Origin of the sequence: Salinispora pacifica CNR114, from assembly GCF_000514775.1 — a bacterium.
GTDB lineage: Bacteria > Actinomycetota > Actinomycetes > Mycobacteriales > Micromonosporaceae > Micromonospora > Micromonospora pacifica.
The window spans coordinates 1-14,018 of the sequence record NZ_AZWO01000013.1 but is presented as its reverse complement, the minus strand read 5'-3'; the positions used below and the strand labels follow the sequence as shown (position 1 = coordinate 14,018).

At 71.2% G+C, this 14,018-nt stretch carries 14 protein-coding genes; 10 read left to right on the top strand and 4 right to left on the bottom strand.

Features of this window, described 5'->3' with window-relative positions:
- Window positions 1–36: 36 nt before the first annotated feature.
- Together moeZ and B118_RS0109465 are read left to right on the top strand one after the other, a co-directional pair.
- Entirely contained in the window at window positions 37–1,287 is a 1,251-nt protein-coding gene (gene moeZ / locus B118_RS0109470; protein WP_018821903.1) for an adenylyltransferase/sulfurtransferase MoeZ, read from the top strand.
- A 123-nt stretch (window positions 1,288–1,410) separates the two neighbouring features.
- A complete protein-coding gene (locus tag B118_RS0109465) occupies window positions 1,411–2,241 on the top strand; it encodes a prenyltransferase/squalene oxidase repeat-containing protein (RefSeq protein ID WP_028192689.1) in 831 nt (276 codons plus the stop codon).
- A 76-nt stretch (window positions 2,242–2,317) separates the two neighbouring features.
- On the opposite strand, the gene B118_RS0109460 is transcribed toward B118_RS0109465, so the two are convergent.
- A complete protein-coding gene (locus B118_RS0109460; protein WP_028192688.1) occupies window positions 2,318–3,559 on the bottom strand; it encodes a glutamate-5-semialdehyde dehydrogenase in 1,242 nt (413 codons plus the stop codon).
- 61 nt (window positions 3,560–3,620) lie between these two features.
- Window positions 3,621–4,778 (bottom strand): glutamate 5-kinase, encoded by a 1,158-nt coding sequence (proB, locus tag B118_RS0109455; RefSeq protein ID WP_050563693.1) that lies wholly within the window; start codon window positions 4,776–4,778, stop codon window positions 3,621–3,623.
- A 13-nt stretch (window positions 4,779–4,791) separates the two neighbouring features.
- Here proB and B118_RS0109450 point away from each other — a divergent pair, with 13 nt between their 5' ends.
- The 4 genes from B118_RS0109450 to B118_RS0109435 all read left to right on the top strand — a co-directional run bounded on the left by B118_RS0109450 (window position 4,792) and on the right by B118_RS0109435 (window position 8,833).
- Window positions 4,792–5,097: an MGMT family protein gene (locus tag B118_RS0109450; RefSeq protein ID WP_018218192.1), complete on the top strand. Its 306-nt coding sequence runs from the start codon at window positions 4,792–4,794 to the stop codon at window positions 5,095–5,097.
- Between the two features lie 42 nt (window positions 5,098–5,139).
- Entirely contained in the window at window positions 5,140–6,633 is a 1,494-nt protein-coding gene (locus tag B118_RS0109445) for an MFS transporter (protein WP_018828414.1), read from the top strand.
- Complete coding sequence (locus B118_RS0109440; RefSeq protein WP_018812859.1) at window positions 6,630–8,132, top strand: pyridoxal phosphate-dependent decarboxylase family protein; 1,503 nt, start codon at window positions 6,630–6,632, stop codon at window positions 8,130–8,132. The genes B118_RS0109445 and B118_RS0109440 overlap by 4 nt, the downstream gene beginning before the upstream one ends.
- Before the next feature lie 134 nt (window positions 8,133–8,266).
- Complete coding sequence (locus B118_RS0109435) at window positions 8,267–8,833, top strand: NADH-quinone oxidoreductase subunit B (protein ID WP_018221495.1); 567 nt, start codon at window positions 8,267–8,269, stop codon at window positions 8,831–8,833.
- Window positions 8,834–8,894: 61 nt separating this feature from the next.
- Here B118_RS0109435 and B118_RS0109430 read toward each other — a convergent pair whose 3' ends face one another.
- A complete protein-coding gene (locus B118_RS0109430; RefSeq protein WP_028192687.1) occupies window positions 8,895–9,941 on the bottom strand; it encodes a glucose 1-dehydrogenase in 1,047 nt (348 codons plus the stop codon).
- Between the two features lie 176 nt (window positions 9,942–10,117).
- Between B118_RS0109430 and B118_RS0109425 the strand changes: the two genes are divergently transcribed.
- The 3 genes from B118_RS0109425 to rarD are packed head-to-tail and all read left to right on the top strand — an operon-like array spanning window position 10,118 to window position 12,651.
- Window positions 10,118–10,723 carry an NADH-quinone oxidoreductase subunit C gene (locus tag B118_RS0109425; protein WP_018221493.1) on the top strand — a complete coding sequence of 202 codons (606 nt, stop codon included), beginning with the start codon at window positions 10,118–10,120 and terminating at the stop codon, window positions 10,721–10,723.
- Window positions 10,723–11,685, top strand: coding sequence for a complex I subunit 1/NuoH family protein (locus tag B118_RS0109420; RefSeq protein WP_026185488.1), 963 nt, complete (start codon window positions 10,723–10,725; stop codon window positions 11,683–11,685). Before B118_RS0109425 ends, B118_RS0109420 begins: the two co-directional genes overlap by 1 nt.
- Window positions 11,686–11,688: 3 nt before the next feature.
- Window positions 11,689–12,651 (top strand): EamA family transporter RarD, encoded by a 963-nt coding sequence (rarD, locus tag B118_RS0109415; RefSeq protein WP_018812861.1) that lies wholly within the window; start codon window positions 11,689–11,691, stop codon window positions 12,649–12,651.
- Between the two features lie 12 nt (window positions 12,652–12,663).
- On the opposite strand, the gene B118_RS0109410 is transcribed toward rarD, so the two are convergent.
- On the bottom strand, window positions 12,664–13,374 hold the full coding sequence (locus B118_RS0109410) for an SDR family NAD(P)-dependent oxidoreductase (protein WP_018812862.1): 711 nt from the start codon (window positions 13,372–13,374) through the stop codon (window positions 12,664–12,666).
- Between the two features lie 194 nt (window positions 13,375–13,568).
- Between B118_RS0109410 and B118_RS0109405 the strand changes: the two genes are divergently transcribed.
- Window positions 13,569–14,018, top strand: a 450-nt coding sequence (locus B118_RS0109405; protein ID WP_028192686.1) for a helix-turn-helix domain-containing protein, incomplete at its 3' end; no start/stop codon positions are given.

Sequence of the window (14,018 nt, the reverse complement as noted above, 5' to 3'; positions counted from 1 at the left end):
TCCCGTTCCCGCAGTTCGGGCGACGTGTCCCCGCTCATGGCCACCGGCCGGCCCGGCGAGCGACAATGGCGCGGTTCGCCACTGCCGACCCAAGGGGAGTTCACCGTGTCGCTGCCCCCGCTCGTCGAGCCCGCCGCCGAGCTAACCGTTGACGAGATCCGTCGCTACTCGCGCCACCTGATCATCCCGGACGTCGGGGTCGAGGGGCAGAAGCGGTTGAAGAACGCACGGGTGCTCTGTGTGGGTGCCGGTGGTCTCGGTTCTCCGGCGCTGATGTACCTCGCCGCTGCCGGCGTGGGCACGCTCGGCATCGTCGACTTCGACACCGTTGACGAATCCAACCTCCAACGTCAGATCATCCACGGCGTCTCCGATGTCGGCCGGGCCAAGGCCGAGTCCGCCTCCGCCAGCATCCGTGAGATCAACCCACTGGTCGAGGTGAAGATCCACAACACCGCGTTGGACCGGGACAACGTTCGGGAGATCTTCGCCCAGTACGACCTGATCGTGGACGGCACCGACAACTTCGCCACCCGGTACCTGGTCAACGACGCGGCGGTGCTGCTCGGCAAGCCGTACGTGTGGGGGTCCATCTACCGGTTCGACGGGCAGGCATCGGTGTTCTGGGCCGAGCACGGCCCCTGCTACCGCTGCCTCTACCCGGAGCCGCCCCCGCCCGGCATGGTGCCCTCCTGCGCGGAGGGCGGCGTGCTCGGCGTGCTCTGCGCGTCGATCGGCTCGATTCAGGTGAACGAGGCGATCAAGCTCCTCGCCGGTGTCGGTGAGCCGTTGGTCGGTCGACTCATGGTCTACGACGCCCTGGAGATGAGTTACCGCAAGATCAAGGTCTGGAAGGACCCAAACTGCGCGCTCTGCGGCGAGAATCCCACGGTCACCGACCTACTGGCCGACTACGAGGACTTCTGCGGTGCGGTGTCGGTCGAGGCGCAGGAGGCCGCGGCGGACGCGACGATCACCGCGGCCGAGCTGAAGGCGTGGCAGGACGCCGGCAAGGAGCTCTTCCTGGTTGATGTGCGGGAGCCGGCCGAGTTCGAGATCGTCCGGATTCCGGGCTCCACGCTGATCCCCAAGGGGGAGATCATCTCCGGGCAGGCGCTGGTCAAGCTCCCGCAGGACCGGCAGATCGTGCTGCACTGCAAGTCTGGCGTCCGGTCCGCGGAGGCGCTCGCCGCGCTGAAATCCGCTGGCTTCCGGGACGCGGTGCACCTCCAGGGGGGAGTCCTCTCCTGGATCAAGCAGGTGGATCCGTCGTTGCCCGCGTACTGATCGGGCCGGAGGTGGCCCGGGTGGGAACGCCCGGTGCTCGACGTTGCGGTGAGCACCGGGCGGCGGAGGGCGGGGCAACGGGTGGCCGAAGCCCTGGAGCCGCGTCGCGTCTGCCCAGGTAGCGTGACCGCCGTGGTGGATATCGAGGCCGCGATCGGCTACGTGGTGGCGCGGGGAGACGTGGTGGAGCGTGCCCGGCTTGCCCGAATGCGCACGGGTGCGTCGCCCGCCGAGGAGGTGCTCGCCGTCGCCGAGGCCGGGCAACTGCCGGCGGGCGGCTGGCCGGCATACGTCGAGGGGGAGAACGCCTCCGTTGACGCGACCTGTTTTCGCCTCGGCGAGCTTGACGACCTCGGTGCCCTCGGCCGGCCGGCGGCCCGGCGGGCGCTGGACTGGCTCGCCGCGCGCCAACTACCGGAGGGGGGCTGGGAAGAGGACGCCGCGTTGGCCGACACCGCCCCCGAGTGGGCCCGACCGGGGGACCCGGAGGCGGGTTTCTACCTGACGGCGAGCGCGGCGTTCTGGCTCAGCGTCGCCGGCCTGGACGCTCGGGCGGCCGGGCCGTTGGACGCTCGGGTCGGTGGGGCGTACGCGGGCGTCGTGCACGGCGCCGCGCTCTCCCTCGTGGCCCGCCTGAACCCGGACGGGATCTGGCCATCGTTCCTCGCCGCCGGGTGGCTGAGTGCGGCGGTGCTGTTCCGGCAGGAGATGTACCAGGAGTCCGCCCGGATCCAGGTGGCGCTCGCCGAGCGGATCGGCGACATGAACCCGACCAACGTCGCCTGGCTGGCCGCGACGCTGCGCCGGGTCGGTGTGGACCCACAGGACTGGGTCCTGGTGCGCGCCCGCCACCGGCTCGCCGAGACCCAGCGCAGCGACGGGGGCTGGGAGAGTGCGGACGGGCACCAGTTCGACGTCCACGCGACGTTGACCGCGATCCGCGCCTGCCGTTGACCGCTCAGCTCGGGCGCCCTCGGTGCTGCCCCGTTCAGATTTCGCCGCCGGGACACCGGCCTCGGGCCGGCGACGGTCAGCGGAGCTGACCGTCGCCGGTGACCACGTACTTCGTGCTGGTCAGCTCCGGCAACCCCATCGGCCCGCGGGCGTGCAGCTTCTGGGTGGAGATGCCGATCTCGGCACCGAAGCCGAACTCACCGCCGTCGGTGAACCGGGTGGAGGCGTTCACCATCACCGCCGCCGCGTCAACCCGGGCCACGAAATCGCGGGCGGCCGACTGGGAGTCGGTCACGATCGCCTCGGTGTGGCCGGTCCCGTACCGCTGGACGTGGGCGACCGCCGCGTCCAGCGACTCGACGACGGCGACCGAGATATCCGCCGACAGGTACTCGGTGGCGTAGTCCTCGTCGGTGGCCGGTAGCACCGCGGTCGAGTACCGAGCGACCTGCGGGCAGCCGTGTACGGTCACCCCGGCCGCGGCGAACGCGGCCAGCGCCGGGGGCAGAAAGGCGTCCGCGACCGCGGTGTGCACCAGCAGCGACTCGGCCGTGTTGCAGGTGGAGAGGCGCTGGGTCTTCGAGTTCAGGGCGATCGAGACGGCCTTTGCCACGTCCGCGGCGGCATCAACGTAGACGTGACAGTTGCCCACCCCGGTCTCGATCACCGGGACGGTTGACTCCTCGACAACGGTGCGGATCAGCGCCGCACCGCCGCGCGGGATCAGGACGTCAACCAGGCCCCGGGCGCGCATCAGCTCCTTCACCGACTCGTGCGTCGTGGCGTCGAGAAGCTGCACCGAGTCCGCTGGCAGGCCGGTGTCGGCAACCGCGTCCCGCAGCACCGAGACCAGCGCGGCGTTCGACCGGGCCGCCGAGGAGGAGCCCCGCAGCAGCACCGCGTTGCCGGATTTCAGACAGATGCCGGCCGCGTCGACGGTGACGTTCGGTCGCGCCTCGTAGACGATCCCCACCACCCCGAACGGCACCCGAAGCTGCCGCAGCTGTAGGCCGTTGGGGAGGGTCGAACCCCGGACCACCTCGCCGACCGGGTCGGGGAGCGCGGCCATCTGGCGGAGCGCGTCGGCGATGCCGGCCACCCGCGGCGGGTCGAGGGCGAGCCGGTCCAAGCTGGCCGTGCTCAGCCCGCCGGCACGTCCGGCGGTGAGGTCCGCGTTGTTGGCGGCCAGGATCTCGGCGGTCCGCGCCACCAGCGCGTCGGCCATCGCGTGCAGCGCGGCATCCTTGCCAGCCCGGGTGGCGACGGCCAACTCGGCCGCGGCCGTCCGGGCTCGTCGTGCCTGCTCGACCACGCTCATCTGCACTCCTTGGGATCTGGGGACGGACTCGTGCCGGGCCGGCCTTGGCCGGCACCCAGCCTTACAACAGCACCAGGTCGTCGCAGTGGACGACCTCCCGTTCGTAGCCGGGGCCGAGGGCCGTGGCAAGCTCAGCGGTGGAGCGTCCGAGCAGGCCGGGCAACTCCACCGCGTCGTAGTTGACCAGCCCGCGGGCCACCGGCACCCCGTCGGCGTCAACCAGGTCAACCGGATCGCCCGCGGTGAAAGCCCCCCGTACCGCGGTGATCCCCGCGGGTAGCAGCGACTTGCGTCGGTTCACGACGGCCGCGACCGCGCCCGGGTCCAACTGCAGCCGGCCGCGCGGTGCGGTGGCGTGCGCCAGCCAGAACAGCCGGGCGGCCGGCCGGCGTTGCCCGGGGTGGAAGAGCGTGCCGACCGGTTTGCCGTCCAGCGCCGCGGCCGCCTGGTCGGCGGAGGTCAGGACCACCGGGATGCCGAAGCCGGTGGCGATCCGGGCTGCCTCCACCTTGGTCACCATGCCTCCGGTGCCGACCCCGGCCCGGCCGGCGCCGCCGATCGCCACCCCGGACAGGTCCCCCTCGTCGTGGACCTCGGCGATCCGGGTCGATCCGGGGCGGGCCGGATCCCCGGTCCAGAGCGCGTCCACATCCGAGAGCAGCAGGAGCAGATCGGCGTCGACCAGAGCAGCCACCAGGGCGGCGAGCCGATCGTTGTCGCCGAACCGGATCTCCTCGGTGGCGACCGTGTCGTTCTCGTTGACGATCGGCACCGCGCCCAGGTCGAGTAGCTTGCGCAGGGTCCGGTACGCGTTGCGGTAGTGCGCCCGTCGGGTCAGGTCGTCCACGGTGAGCAGGACCTGACCGACGGTGCGCCGGTGCCGGGCGAAGGCGGCGGCGTACCGGCGGATCAGCAGCCCCTGGCCGACGCTGGCGGCGGCCTGCTGGGTGGCCAGGTCCCGGGGACGGCGGGTCAGCCCCAGTGGGGCCAGCCCCGCGGCGATCGCACCGGAGGAGACCAGCACGACCTCCCGGCCCTCGGCGGCGAGCGCGCCGAGGGTGTCCACGAGCGCGTCCACCCGCCCGTCATCCAGGCCGCCGACGGCCGTGGTCAACGAGGAAGAACCGATCTTGACGACCACCCGCCGAGCCGCCGTCACCTTGTCACGCACCCGCCCATTCTGCGATGTCGGTCGGTCAACCCCCGGCCGGGTTCCCATATCGTGGCGCTTCGTGGAACCCGAGGAGTACGTCGAGGCGGTGCTGGAACTGGTCGAGCGCATCCCGCCCGGCCGGGCGATGTCGTACGGGGCGGTGGCCGACGCGCTCGCCGAACGTTCGGGGCGGGCGTCGCCCCGGCTGGTCGGGTCGATCCTGGCGCGCCACGGTGGGGGTGTGCCCTGGCATCGCGTGGTGAACTCGGCCGGCCGGCTACCGCCCGGGCATGAGCTCTCGGCCCGAGCCCGGCTGCTCGCCGAGGGGACACCGCTGCGCGGCGACCGGGTTGACCTGCGGGCGGCGGGCTGGTCGCCGGAGTAGGGGATGTGACCGTCGCCATACTTGTGAGTAATATTCGGCGCCATGGACGCGCCGCCGGCTGGAACCGGTCCACCTGCTGCTGGCTCCACCGCCCGCCCGGCGCCGGCCGGCCACCCTGCCGGTCTCCCCGGCGGTGAGGCGCTGCCCCGCCGGGTGCACCTGGGCTACGCCACCGGGTCGCTGGCCACCGGGGCCTTCGGCACCGTGCCCGGGCTGCTGCTGCTGCCCTACCTGACCGACACGCTGGGCGTGACGGCGGGAATCGCCGCCCTGCTCGTGCTGCTGCCGAAGGCGTGGGACGTGCTGGTCAACCCGGTCGCCGGCCGGATCTCCGACCGCACCCGCTCCCGGTGGGGGGCCCGCCGCCCGTACCTCCTCGGCGCCGGGATCGCGCTCGCCGGCTGCTTCGCCGCGATCTTCGCAGCGCCGTTCGGCGCCGGGGCGGCGGCCGGCGGCTACGTGGCGTTGGCCTTCCTAGCCACCGCGACCGCGTTCGCCTTCTTCCAGGTTCCGTACGTGGCGATGCCGGCCGAGCTGACCACCGGCTACACCGAGCGCACCCGGTTGATGACCTGGCGGATCGCGGTGCTGGCGCTGGCCATCCTGGTCTCCGGCGCGGTGGCGCCGCTGGTGCGGGACGCGGGCGGCGGCGGTATCGCCGGGCACCGCTGGATGGGGCTCTTCGTCGCCGGCCTGATCCTGCTGGGCGCGGTCGGGGCGTTCGTGGGCACCCGGTCCGCGCCGGTCGGCATCGTGCAGGAGAGCGAGCCGTCGTTGCGGGTCCAACTCGCGACCGCCGGCCGTAACCGGCCGTTCCGGGTGCTCCTGGTCTGCTTCGTGATCCAGTCCGCCGGGGTGGCGACGATCCTGGCCGGGGTGAACTACTTCGCCACCCAGATCCTGCGCAACCCGGAGAGCGGGCCCACCGTCCTGTTCGCCTGCTTCGTCGGGCCGGCGCTGTTGGTCATGCCGCTGTGGAGCCGGGTCGGGCAGCGGTTCGGCAAGCGCACCGGGCTGGTCACCGCCGCGCTTCTCTTCGCCGCCGGTGCGCTGGCCCTGGTCACCGCCGAGGTGCTCCCCGCCGTCGGGATCTACCTGCTGGTCGCGTTGGTCGGCGTCGGGTACGCCGGCCAGCAGGTCTTCGCCCTCGCCATGTTGCCCGACTGCATCGCCTACGACGAGGCCCGCACCGGCCGGCGGCAGGCGGGCGTCTTCACCGGGGTGTGGACCGCCGGGGAGACCTTCGGGTTGGCGCTGGGGCCGGGCATCTTCGGGCTGGTGCTCCAGCTCTCCGGCTACCTCCCGTCGGACACCGGAGCCGCCGCGACCCAGCCGGATTCCGCCCGGCTCGGCATCCTCCTCGGCTTCACCGTCCTCCCCGCCATCATGGTCGGTGCCGCCACCCTGCTGCTGCGCCCCTACTCCCTCACCCCCGCTGATCTCGATGTCGTCACGGAGGAGCTACCTTCTCGCGAATCCGGACCTTCGGCGGTGACCACGGTCGCCGACACCCACGGAAAGGGCACCACTGAATGATCGACGAAGCGGGGCTGCCCGCCCACGGACTCCCGGCGGAGCGCGTGCTGGCCGGAATCCGGGCACTGCGCAGCGGGGACCGGCCCACCCACGGCGGGCGGCTGTTCGCGTACGTCTACGACCCGGCGGTTCCCGGGCTGGATGAGCTGACCGCCGCCGCGCACGCGGAGAGCGCCCACGTCAACGGGCTCGACCCGACCGCCTTCCCGTCCCTGCTCGCGATGGAGAACGCGTTGGTCGGTGCCGCCGCCCAGCTACTCGGGGGCGGGCCCGGCACCGCTGCGCCGGACGTGGTGGGCTCGGTCACCGGCGGGGGCACCGAATCGCTGATCCTGGCGGTGAAGGCGGCCCGGGACGCCCACCCCGAGATCACCGAACCGCGGATCGTGATGCCGGTCACCGCCCACGCCGCGTTCGCCAAAGCCGGCCACTACCTGCGGGTGGCCGTGGACATGGTGCCGGTGTCGGCGGAGACCCTGCGTCCCGACCCGGCCGCCATCGCCGCCGCGATCCGCCCCGAAACCGTGCTGGTCGTCGCCTCCGCCCCGGGATACGCCCACGGGGTCATCGACCCGGTCACCGAGATCGCGGCGGTCGCCGCCGACGCCGGGGTGCGCTGCCACGTGGACGCCTGCTTCGGTGGCTGGGCCCTGCCCTGGCTCCGCCGCCTCGGCGAACCGGTGCCGGCGTTCGACTTCGCCGTACCCGGGGTCACCTCGATCTCGGTCGACCTGCACAAGTACGCGTACGCCCCGAAGGGCGTGTCGATCCTGCTGCACCGGGACCCGGAGCTGCGCAAGCCGCAGTACTTCGTGCACGCCGACTGGCCCGGCTACACGATGATCAACCCGGTGATCGCCTCCACCCGCTCCGGCGGGCCGATCGCCGCCGCCTACGCGACCCTGCGGCACCTGGGCGAGGACGGCTACCTACGGCTGGCGGCGGCGACCCGGGACGCGGTGCGGGAGCTGGCCGACGTCGTCCGGGCTGCGGGCGGGCTGCGGCTCGTGGCCGAGCCCGAGTCGACCGTGATCTGCTTCACCGCGACCGATCCGGAGCTGGACCTCTTCGTGCTGGTGGACGAGTTGGCCGCGCGGGGTTGGCACACCCAACCGCAGCTCGCCTACGCCGGCCTGCCGCGCACCGTGCATCTGACGGTGACCGCGTCGGTGGCACCGGCGGTGGCGAAGTTCGGTGTTGACCTGGCCGACGCCGTCGCGGCGACCCGGGCGGCCGGGCCGGTCACGCTTCCGGCGGAACTGCTCGCCCTCGCCCGATCACTGACCCCGGAAGGGCTGACCCCGGACCTGGTCGCCGGCCTGGCCGGCGGGCTCGGTCTCGGCCTGGGCGAGACGGCGGACGCCGGGTCGGCTGAGCCGGTGCCCGACCGGATGGCCGTGGTGAACACCCTGCTCGAAGCGGTGCCGGCGGCGTTGCAGGAGCGCCTGCTCATGGAGTTCGTCGGCCTGCTGCAACGACCGACCTGGTCCCACGACTGACGGCGGGGACGCCCCCGAGCGCCAGCAGCCGGCTGCTGGCGCAACCGGGTGTCGACGCCGGCCCGGTTGCGCCGGGCGCCGCCGCGGGCGCTGTGGTTGACTGTCGTACCGGGAACGGATGAGGGAGGCCCGAGGTGCAGGTGCCGGCTGTGCTGGGCGAGCCGATCCGATTCGTGCTGAACTGGGGCCGGCGCTACTCGCTCTGGGTCTTCAACTTCGGCCTCGCCTGCTGCGCCATCGAGTTCATCGCCACCAGCATGAGCCGGCACGACTTCATGCGCCTCGGGGTGATCCCGTTCGCGCACGGTCCCCGGCAGGCCGACCTCATGGTGGTGTCGGGCACGGTCACCGACAAGATGGCCCCCGCCATCAAGCGGCTCTACGACCAGATGCCGGAGCCGAAGTATGTGATCTCCTTCGGCGCCTGCTCGAACTGCGGCGGGCCGTACTGGGACTCGTACTCGGTGACCAAGGGTGTTGACCAGCTCATCCCGGTCGACGTGTACGTCCCGGGCTGCCCGCCCCGGCCGGAGGCGCTGCTGCACGGCATCCTGCGGCTGCAGGAGAAGATCGCCGCCGAGGAGGCCGGCGTCGGCGGGGTCCCCCGCCCGGACGCCCTCGCCGCACCGGCCGACGCCCCCGCCCCCCGCTCCGCCGAGTCGCTGACCGCCCCGCCGGTCCGCCCGCCCGACCCGTCCTGAGCCCGTTCCGAGCCGTCCTCCCGCTCCCTGCTGACCCGCTCCCTGCTGGGGCGTCCCCAGTTCAGGCGGTGAGGTCCAGGACCACCTTGATCTTCCCTGCGCCGACCTCGTACGCGGCCCTGAAGTCGGACATCGGTATCCGGTGGGTGATCAGGGAGTCCAGCCACGAGTGGTCGGCCTGGGCCAGCGTCGCCGCGGCCTGTTTCCAGTGCCGGCGGTTGGCGTTGACCGACCCGATGACCACGTTGTTCTCCAACACGAGCGTGCGGTTCAGCGCCCCGGCGTCGAAGTCGATGGTCCGACCACCGCTGGACACGCCGGTCAGGCAGACGATGCCGGTCGGGCCGACCTTGCACATCGAGTCCAGTACCACCGTCGGGTTGCCGGTGCACTCCACCAGCACATCCGGCTGGAGGTCCACCTCGTTGACCGACCCGGTGTGGTACTTGGCGCCGAGCGCCCGGACCAGGTCCGGCTTCGGTCCTGTCGTGTTTCGGTCCAGTACGTGCACGCTCAGTCCACGTTGGGTGGCGAACAGCGCGGCGAGCAGGCCGATCGGCCCGGCTCCGGTGACCAGGACGTTCCGTGGGTCCCACCGGGCACGGTGGCCGACCCGCTCGATCTGCTCCCACGCCTTGGCGACCACGCTGGCTGGTTCCAGCAGCACCCCCACCTGGGCGAGGGCGGCATCGAGCGGCACGGCGAAGCGCGGCTGCACCCGCCACCGGTCCCGCGCGAAGCCGGGAAGCCCTTTGATGCCGTGCTCGGTGTATAACCCGTTGCGGCACATGTCCCACTCGTCCACGGCGCAGTTCCGGCAGGGCACCGGGTCGGGATGCCGTACGACCGCGGCCACCAGGTCCCCGCGGCGCAGGGTGCCGGTCGGGTCCGCCAGCACCCGGCCCAGCGACTCGTGCCCGATAACCAGCCGCTCCTGGTCGGGGGGCGCCTCGCCGTACTGGCCGGCGATGATCTCCTGATCGGTGCCGCAGATCCCCACCGCCAGCGCCTCGACCAGGATCGCGCCCTCCGCGCCGGCCGGCTCGGGCCACTCCTCGACCAGGCGGAGCGAGCCGGGGACCTGGGGAGAGACCGTCACCGCGCGCACGATCCCAATCTTCGCCGAGGGCGGCGGGCGCTGGCGCCGATTGCCACCGCGGACCCCCGGTCGAGCCCCACCGGCCGGCGGAGCCCCGGTCGAGCCACCGGCCGCCCACCCACGCGGTGGAGAATGGCCCCCGCTGGGCAACGCACACCGACCCCAGCGGTCATAGGATCGGCGGCATGACTCTGGACGAGGTAGGCCAGCGGATGGCCGCGTTGCTCGCCCCGGTTGAGGTCACCACCTCGGTCTCCGGCGGTCAGGCGTACGCCCGTGCCACCGTTGACGTGCCCGCGGAGAGCTGGACCGACGCGCTGCGCGCGGCCCGGGACGACGCTGAACTAGCCTGTGACTTCTTCGACTGGCTCTCCGCGGTGGACGAGTTGGCCGCCGGGTTCGACGTGGTGGTGCACCTGTGGTCCAGTACGCGTCGGCATGGGCTGCTGCTGCGTACCCGGCTGCCCCGCACGGCGCCAGAGGTCGCCTCGGTGGTCGACATCTACCCGGGTGCGGCCTGGCACGAGCGCGAGACACACGAAATGTTCGGCATTGACTTCGTCAACCACGTCGACCTCAAGCCGCTGCTGCTGCCCCCGGAGTTCGAGGGGCATCCGCTGCGTAAGGAGTTCGTCCTCGCCTCCCGGGTGGCCAAACCCTGGCCGGGGGCGAAGGAGCCGGGCGAGTCCAAGGCCGGTGGCGGTCGCCGGCCGATGCGCCCGCCGGGCGTGCCGGCGCCGGGGGAGTGGGGCCCGGCGCCGACTCCCCCCGAGAACGGGGGGACGGTCTGATGCCGCTCTGGGTGGAGTTGCTGCTCCGGGTCGGCGCGGTGCTGGTCGCCTTCCTCACCCTGCCGCTGCTGGTCGGCCAGGCTGAGCACAAGATCATGGCGCACATGCAGGGCCGGCTGGGCCCGATGTACGCCGGCGCCTTCCACGGCTGGGCGCAACTGATCGCGGACGGCGTGAAGTTCGTCCAGAAGGAAGAGATCACCCCCAACGGGGCGGACCGCCCGGTGTTCCGGCTCGCCCCGGTGGTGGCCCTGGTGCCTTACCTGCTGGTGCTGCTGGTGATCCCACTCGGGCCGGGTGACCTGGTCGGGCAACCGCTGGACATCGGGCTCTTCTTCGTACTCGCCGTGGTCGGGGTCGGTGTGGTCGCCGTGCTGATGTCGGCGTGGGCCTCCGCCAACAAGTACAGCCTCCTCGGCGGTCTGCGCGCCGCGGCCCAACTGCTCGGCTACGAGTTGCCGTTCGTGCTCGCCGCCGCGTCGGTGGCGATGGCGGCCGGCACCCTGAGCCTGCCGGGCATCGTCGAGGCGTGGCAGCCCTGGTGGCTGATCTGGCAGGCCCCCGCGATGATCGTCTTCTTCGTGGCGGGGCTCGCCGAGATCCGGCGGCCGCCGTTCGACATGCCCATCGCCGACTCGGAGCTGGTGTTCGGCTACCTGACCGAGTACACCGGCCTGCGCTTCGCGTTCTTCCTGCTCGCCGAGTACGTGGGGGTCGTGGTGATCGCCGCGCTCACCACCGTGCTGTTCCTCGGCGGCTGGCAGGGGCCGTTCGCCGACGCGCAGCTCGGCTGGCTCTGGACCCTACTCAAGGTCGGCGCGGTCAGCTTCGTGATTATTTGGTTCCGGGTCAGCTACCCACGCCTGCGTGCCGATCAGCTCCAACGGCTCTGTTGGCTGGTGCTGGTCCCCGTGTCGCTGGCCCAGCTCGTCCTGACCGTCACCGTCCGCATCGCCCTGTAGCGCGTGCCGTTCCTTACCGCTACCGACAAGCTCGGCTACCTGTACGGCATCGGCGCGTACGCGCTCTGGGGCTTCTTCCCGCTCTACATGAGACTGCTGCGGCCGGCGGACCCGCTGGAGATCCTGGCGCACAGGATCGTCTGGTCCGTGGTCTTCGTCGCGCTGGTGCTGGCAGCGATGCGCAACCGCAGCTTCCTGCGAGCGCTGCTGCGCAGACCGCGGGCCCTGGCCGCGCTCGGCGTCGCCGCCGCACTGGTCGCCCTCAACTGGGGCACCTACATCTACGGGGTCAACTCCGAGCGGGTGGTGGAGACCTCCCTCGGATACTTCGTCAACCCGCTCGTCGTGGTGCTACTCGGAGTCTTCGTACTGCGGGAGCGGCTGCGCCCCGCGCAGTGGGCGGCACTGGGCGTGGGCGGGGCGGCGGTCGTGGTGCTGACCGTCGACTACGGTCGCCCACCGTACCTGGCGCTGGTCCTCTCGTTCACTTTCGCCGGGTACGGACTGGTCAAGAAGCGCCTCGGCCTACCCGCCGCCGAGGGGCTCTTCGTGGAGTCGGCGGTCCTCGCCCTACCCGCGCTTGCGTACCTGGCGTGGCTGGTTGGCACCGGCGGGGCCGCGTTCGGGGCGGTGTCGGCGGGACACACCGCCCTGTTGGTTTCAGCCGGAGCGGCAACCGCGATTCCCCTGCTGATGTTTGCTGGTGCGGCCAACCGGCTGCCGTTCACCAGCCTCGGGATGCTTCAGTATCTCGCCCCGATTCTCCAATTTGGCTGCGGCGTCATCATCTTCCGCGAGCCCATGCCTCCCGCTCGCCTGGCGGGCTTCGCCCTGGTCTGGCTCGCGCTCGCCGTCTTCACCGTCGATGCCGTCCGCGCCGCCCGTCGCCTCCCCCCACAGCCTGCGGAAGGAGCTTTGCCTGCGGTTCGATCCGGGACGAGTACTGCACCGTCCCTGCGTCGCTAACCCTATCGACGGTCACCATTGAAGCGGCTCCCGTCGGTAGAACAACTGCCCGGTGGGACCGCCGTCTGGCAGCGTCGCCAGCCAAGCGAAGGTGTCGGCAGCCTCGTTCGGAGTCTGCTCTGCCTTCCCGTAGGCCATTCGGGTGGCAACCTTGCCTGGTGAGGCGGCGTTCACCAGGATGTTCGCCGTTCGCAGCTCCGCGGCCAGGATGCAGGTCAAGGCGTTCAGCCCGGTTTTGGAGATTCGGTAGGCCACGCTGCCAGAATTCATCTGCCCAAAGGTGCTCATATGGGTAGTGACGTTTACGATGCGGCCATACCCGAGTTTGCGCATTTCGGGGATGGCGGCTGTGCAGCAACGCCAGGCTCCCATCAGGTTGGCATCAATGGTTGCGCGAACCTTCTCCATGTCTGCCGCACTTGCTTGCTGGCCTCGGTCGATGGCTATGGCGGCATTGTTTACCAGCACGTCCAGCCGACCATAAGTGACTCCAGTATCTGCCATCACCCGGACGACGCTCGCCGGGTCGGTCACGTCGAGTTGGTGCGACGAAACCGACAGCCCGTCCTCACGAAGCTTCGCCGCAGCCTGTTCGGCAGCCTGTTCACTTCGGGCCGTCAGCACCGCATGTAAGCCCTGCTCGGCCAGTCGCCGCGCGATCGCGTAGCCGAGTCCTCGGTTGGCTCCCGTAACGACCGCTACGCGCTTCCCACCGTTGTTCATCCGACTATGTGATCAAACCGTGGAGCTGATCGTCCAGAGCTCCCACGGCCGGGTGTCGATACTTCTTGATCTTAGTGTGGATGCCAGCAAGGCGCTTCCGGTTGCGGACAGACCGGGCGCCGGCGACGTCAGGGGCTGCCCGACTCACTAGTGTCCTGAGTCGTTAATTCGCCGGCAGATAGTAGGCTGTCGGTATGGCTGGTCGTCCGCGTGGTGTGGTGGAACTGACTGATGACGAGCGTGCGTGTCTGACCCGGTGGGCGCGGCGGGGTAAGTCGTCGCAGGCGTTGGCGTTGCGGTCGAAGATCGTGTTGTTGTGCGCCGATGACCTGGTGAACACGCACGTCGCGCAGCGGCTTGGGGTGTCGCGCGACATGGTGGGCAAGTGGCGTAGCCGGTTCCTCGCGCGCCGGTTGGAGGGCCTCGTTGACGAGCCTCGGCCCGGNGCGCCTCGTCGGATCAGCGACGACCGGGTCGAGGAGGTGATCGNCAAAACCCTCGAACAGCAGCCAGCCAATCAGGACAGTCACTGGTNGACCCGGTCGATGGCGCGCGAGACCGGGCTGTCACAGACGGCGGTGTCGCGGATCTGGCGGGCATTCGGTCTCAAGCCGCATCTGGTCGACACGTGGAAACTGTCGGCT

What these genes read in the sequence shown, in the direction of transcription:
- B118_RS0109410 (WP_018812862.1), bottom strand. Translation starts at nt 13,374, where the DNA reads ATGAACAACGGTGGGAAGCGCGTAGCGGTCGTTACGGGAGCCAACCGA.
- proB (WP_050563693.1), bottom strand. Translation starts at nt 4,778, where the DNA reads ATGGGAACCCGGCCGGGGGTTGACCGACCGACATCGCAGAATGGGCGG.
- B118_RS0109440 (WP_018812859.1), top strand. Translation starts at nt 6,630, where the DNA reads ATGATCGACGAAGCGGGGCTGCCCGCCCACGGACTCCCGGCGGAGCGC.
- B118_RS0109420 (WP_026185488.1), top strand. Translation starts at nt 10,723, where the DNA reads ATGCCGCTCTGGGTGGAGTTGCTGCTCCGGGTCGGCGCGGTGCTGGTC.
- B118_RS0109445 (WP_018828414.1), top strand. Translation starts at nt 5,140, where the DNA reads ATGGACGCGCCGCCGGCTGGAACCGGTCCACCTGCTGCTGGCTCCACC.
- B118_RS0109425 (WP_018221493.1), top strand. Translation starts at nt 10,118, where the DNA reads ATGACTCTGGACGAGGTAGGCCAGCGGATGGCCGCGTTGCTCGCCCCG.
- B118_RS0109460 (WP_028192688.1), bottom strand. Translation starts at nt 3,559, where the DNA reads ATGAGCGTGGTCGAGCAGGCACGACGAGCCCGGACGGCCGCGGCCGAG.
- moeZ (WP_018821903.1), top strand. Translation starts at nt 37, where the DNA reads ATGGCCACCGGCCGGCCCGGCGAGCGACAATGGCGCGGTTCGCCACTG.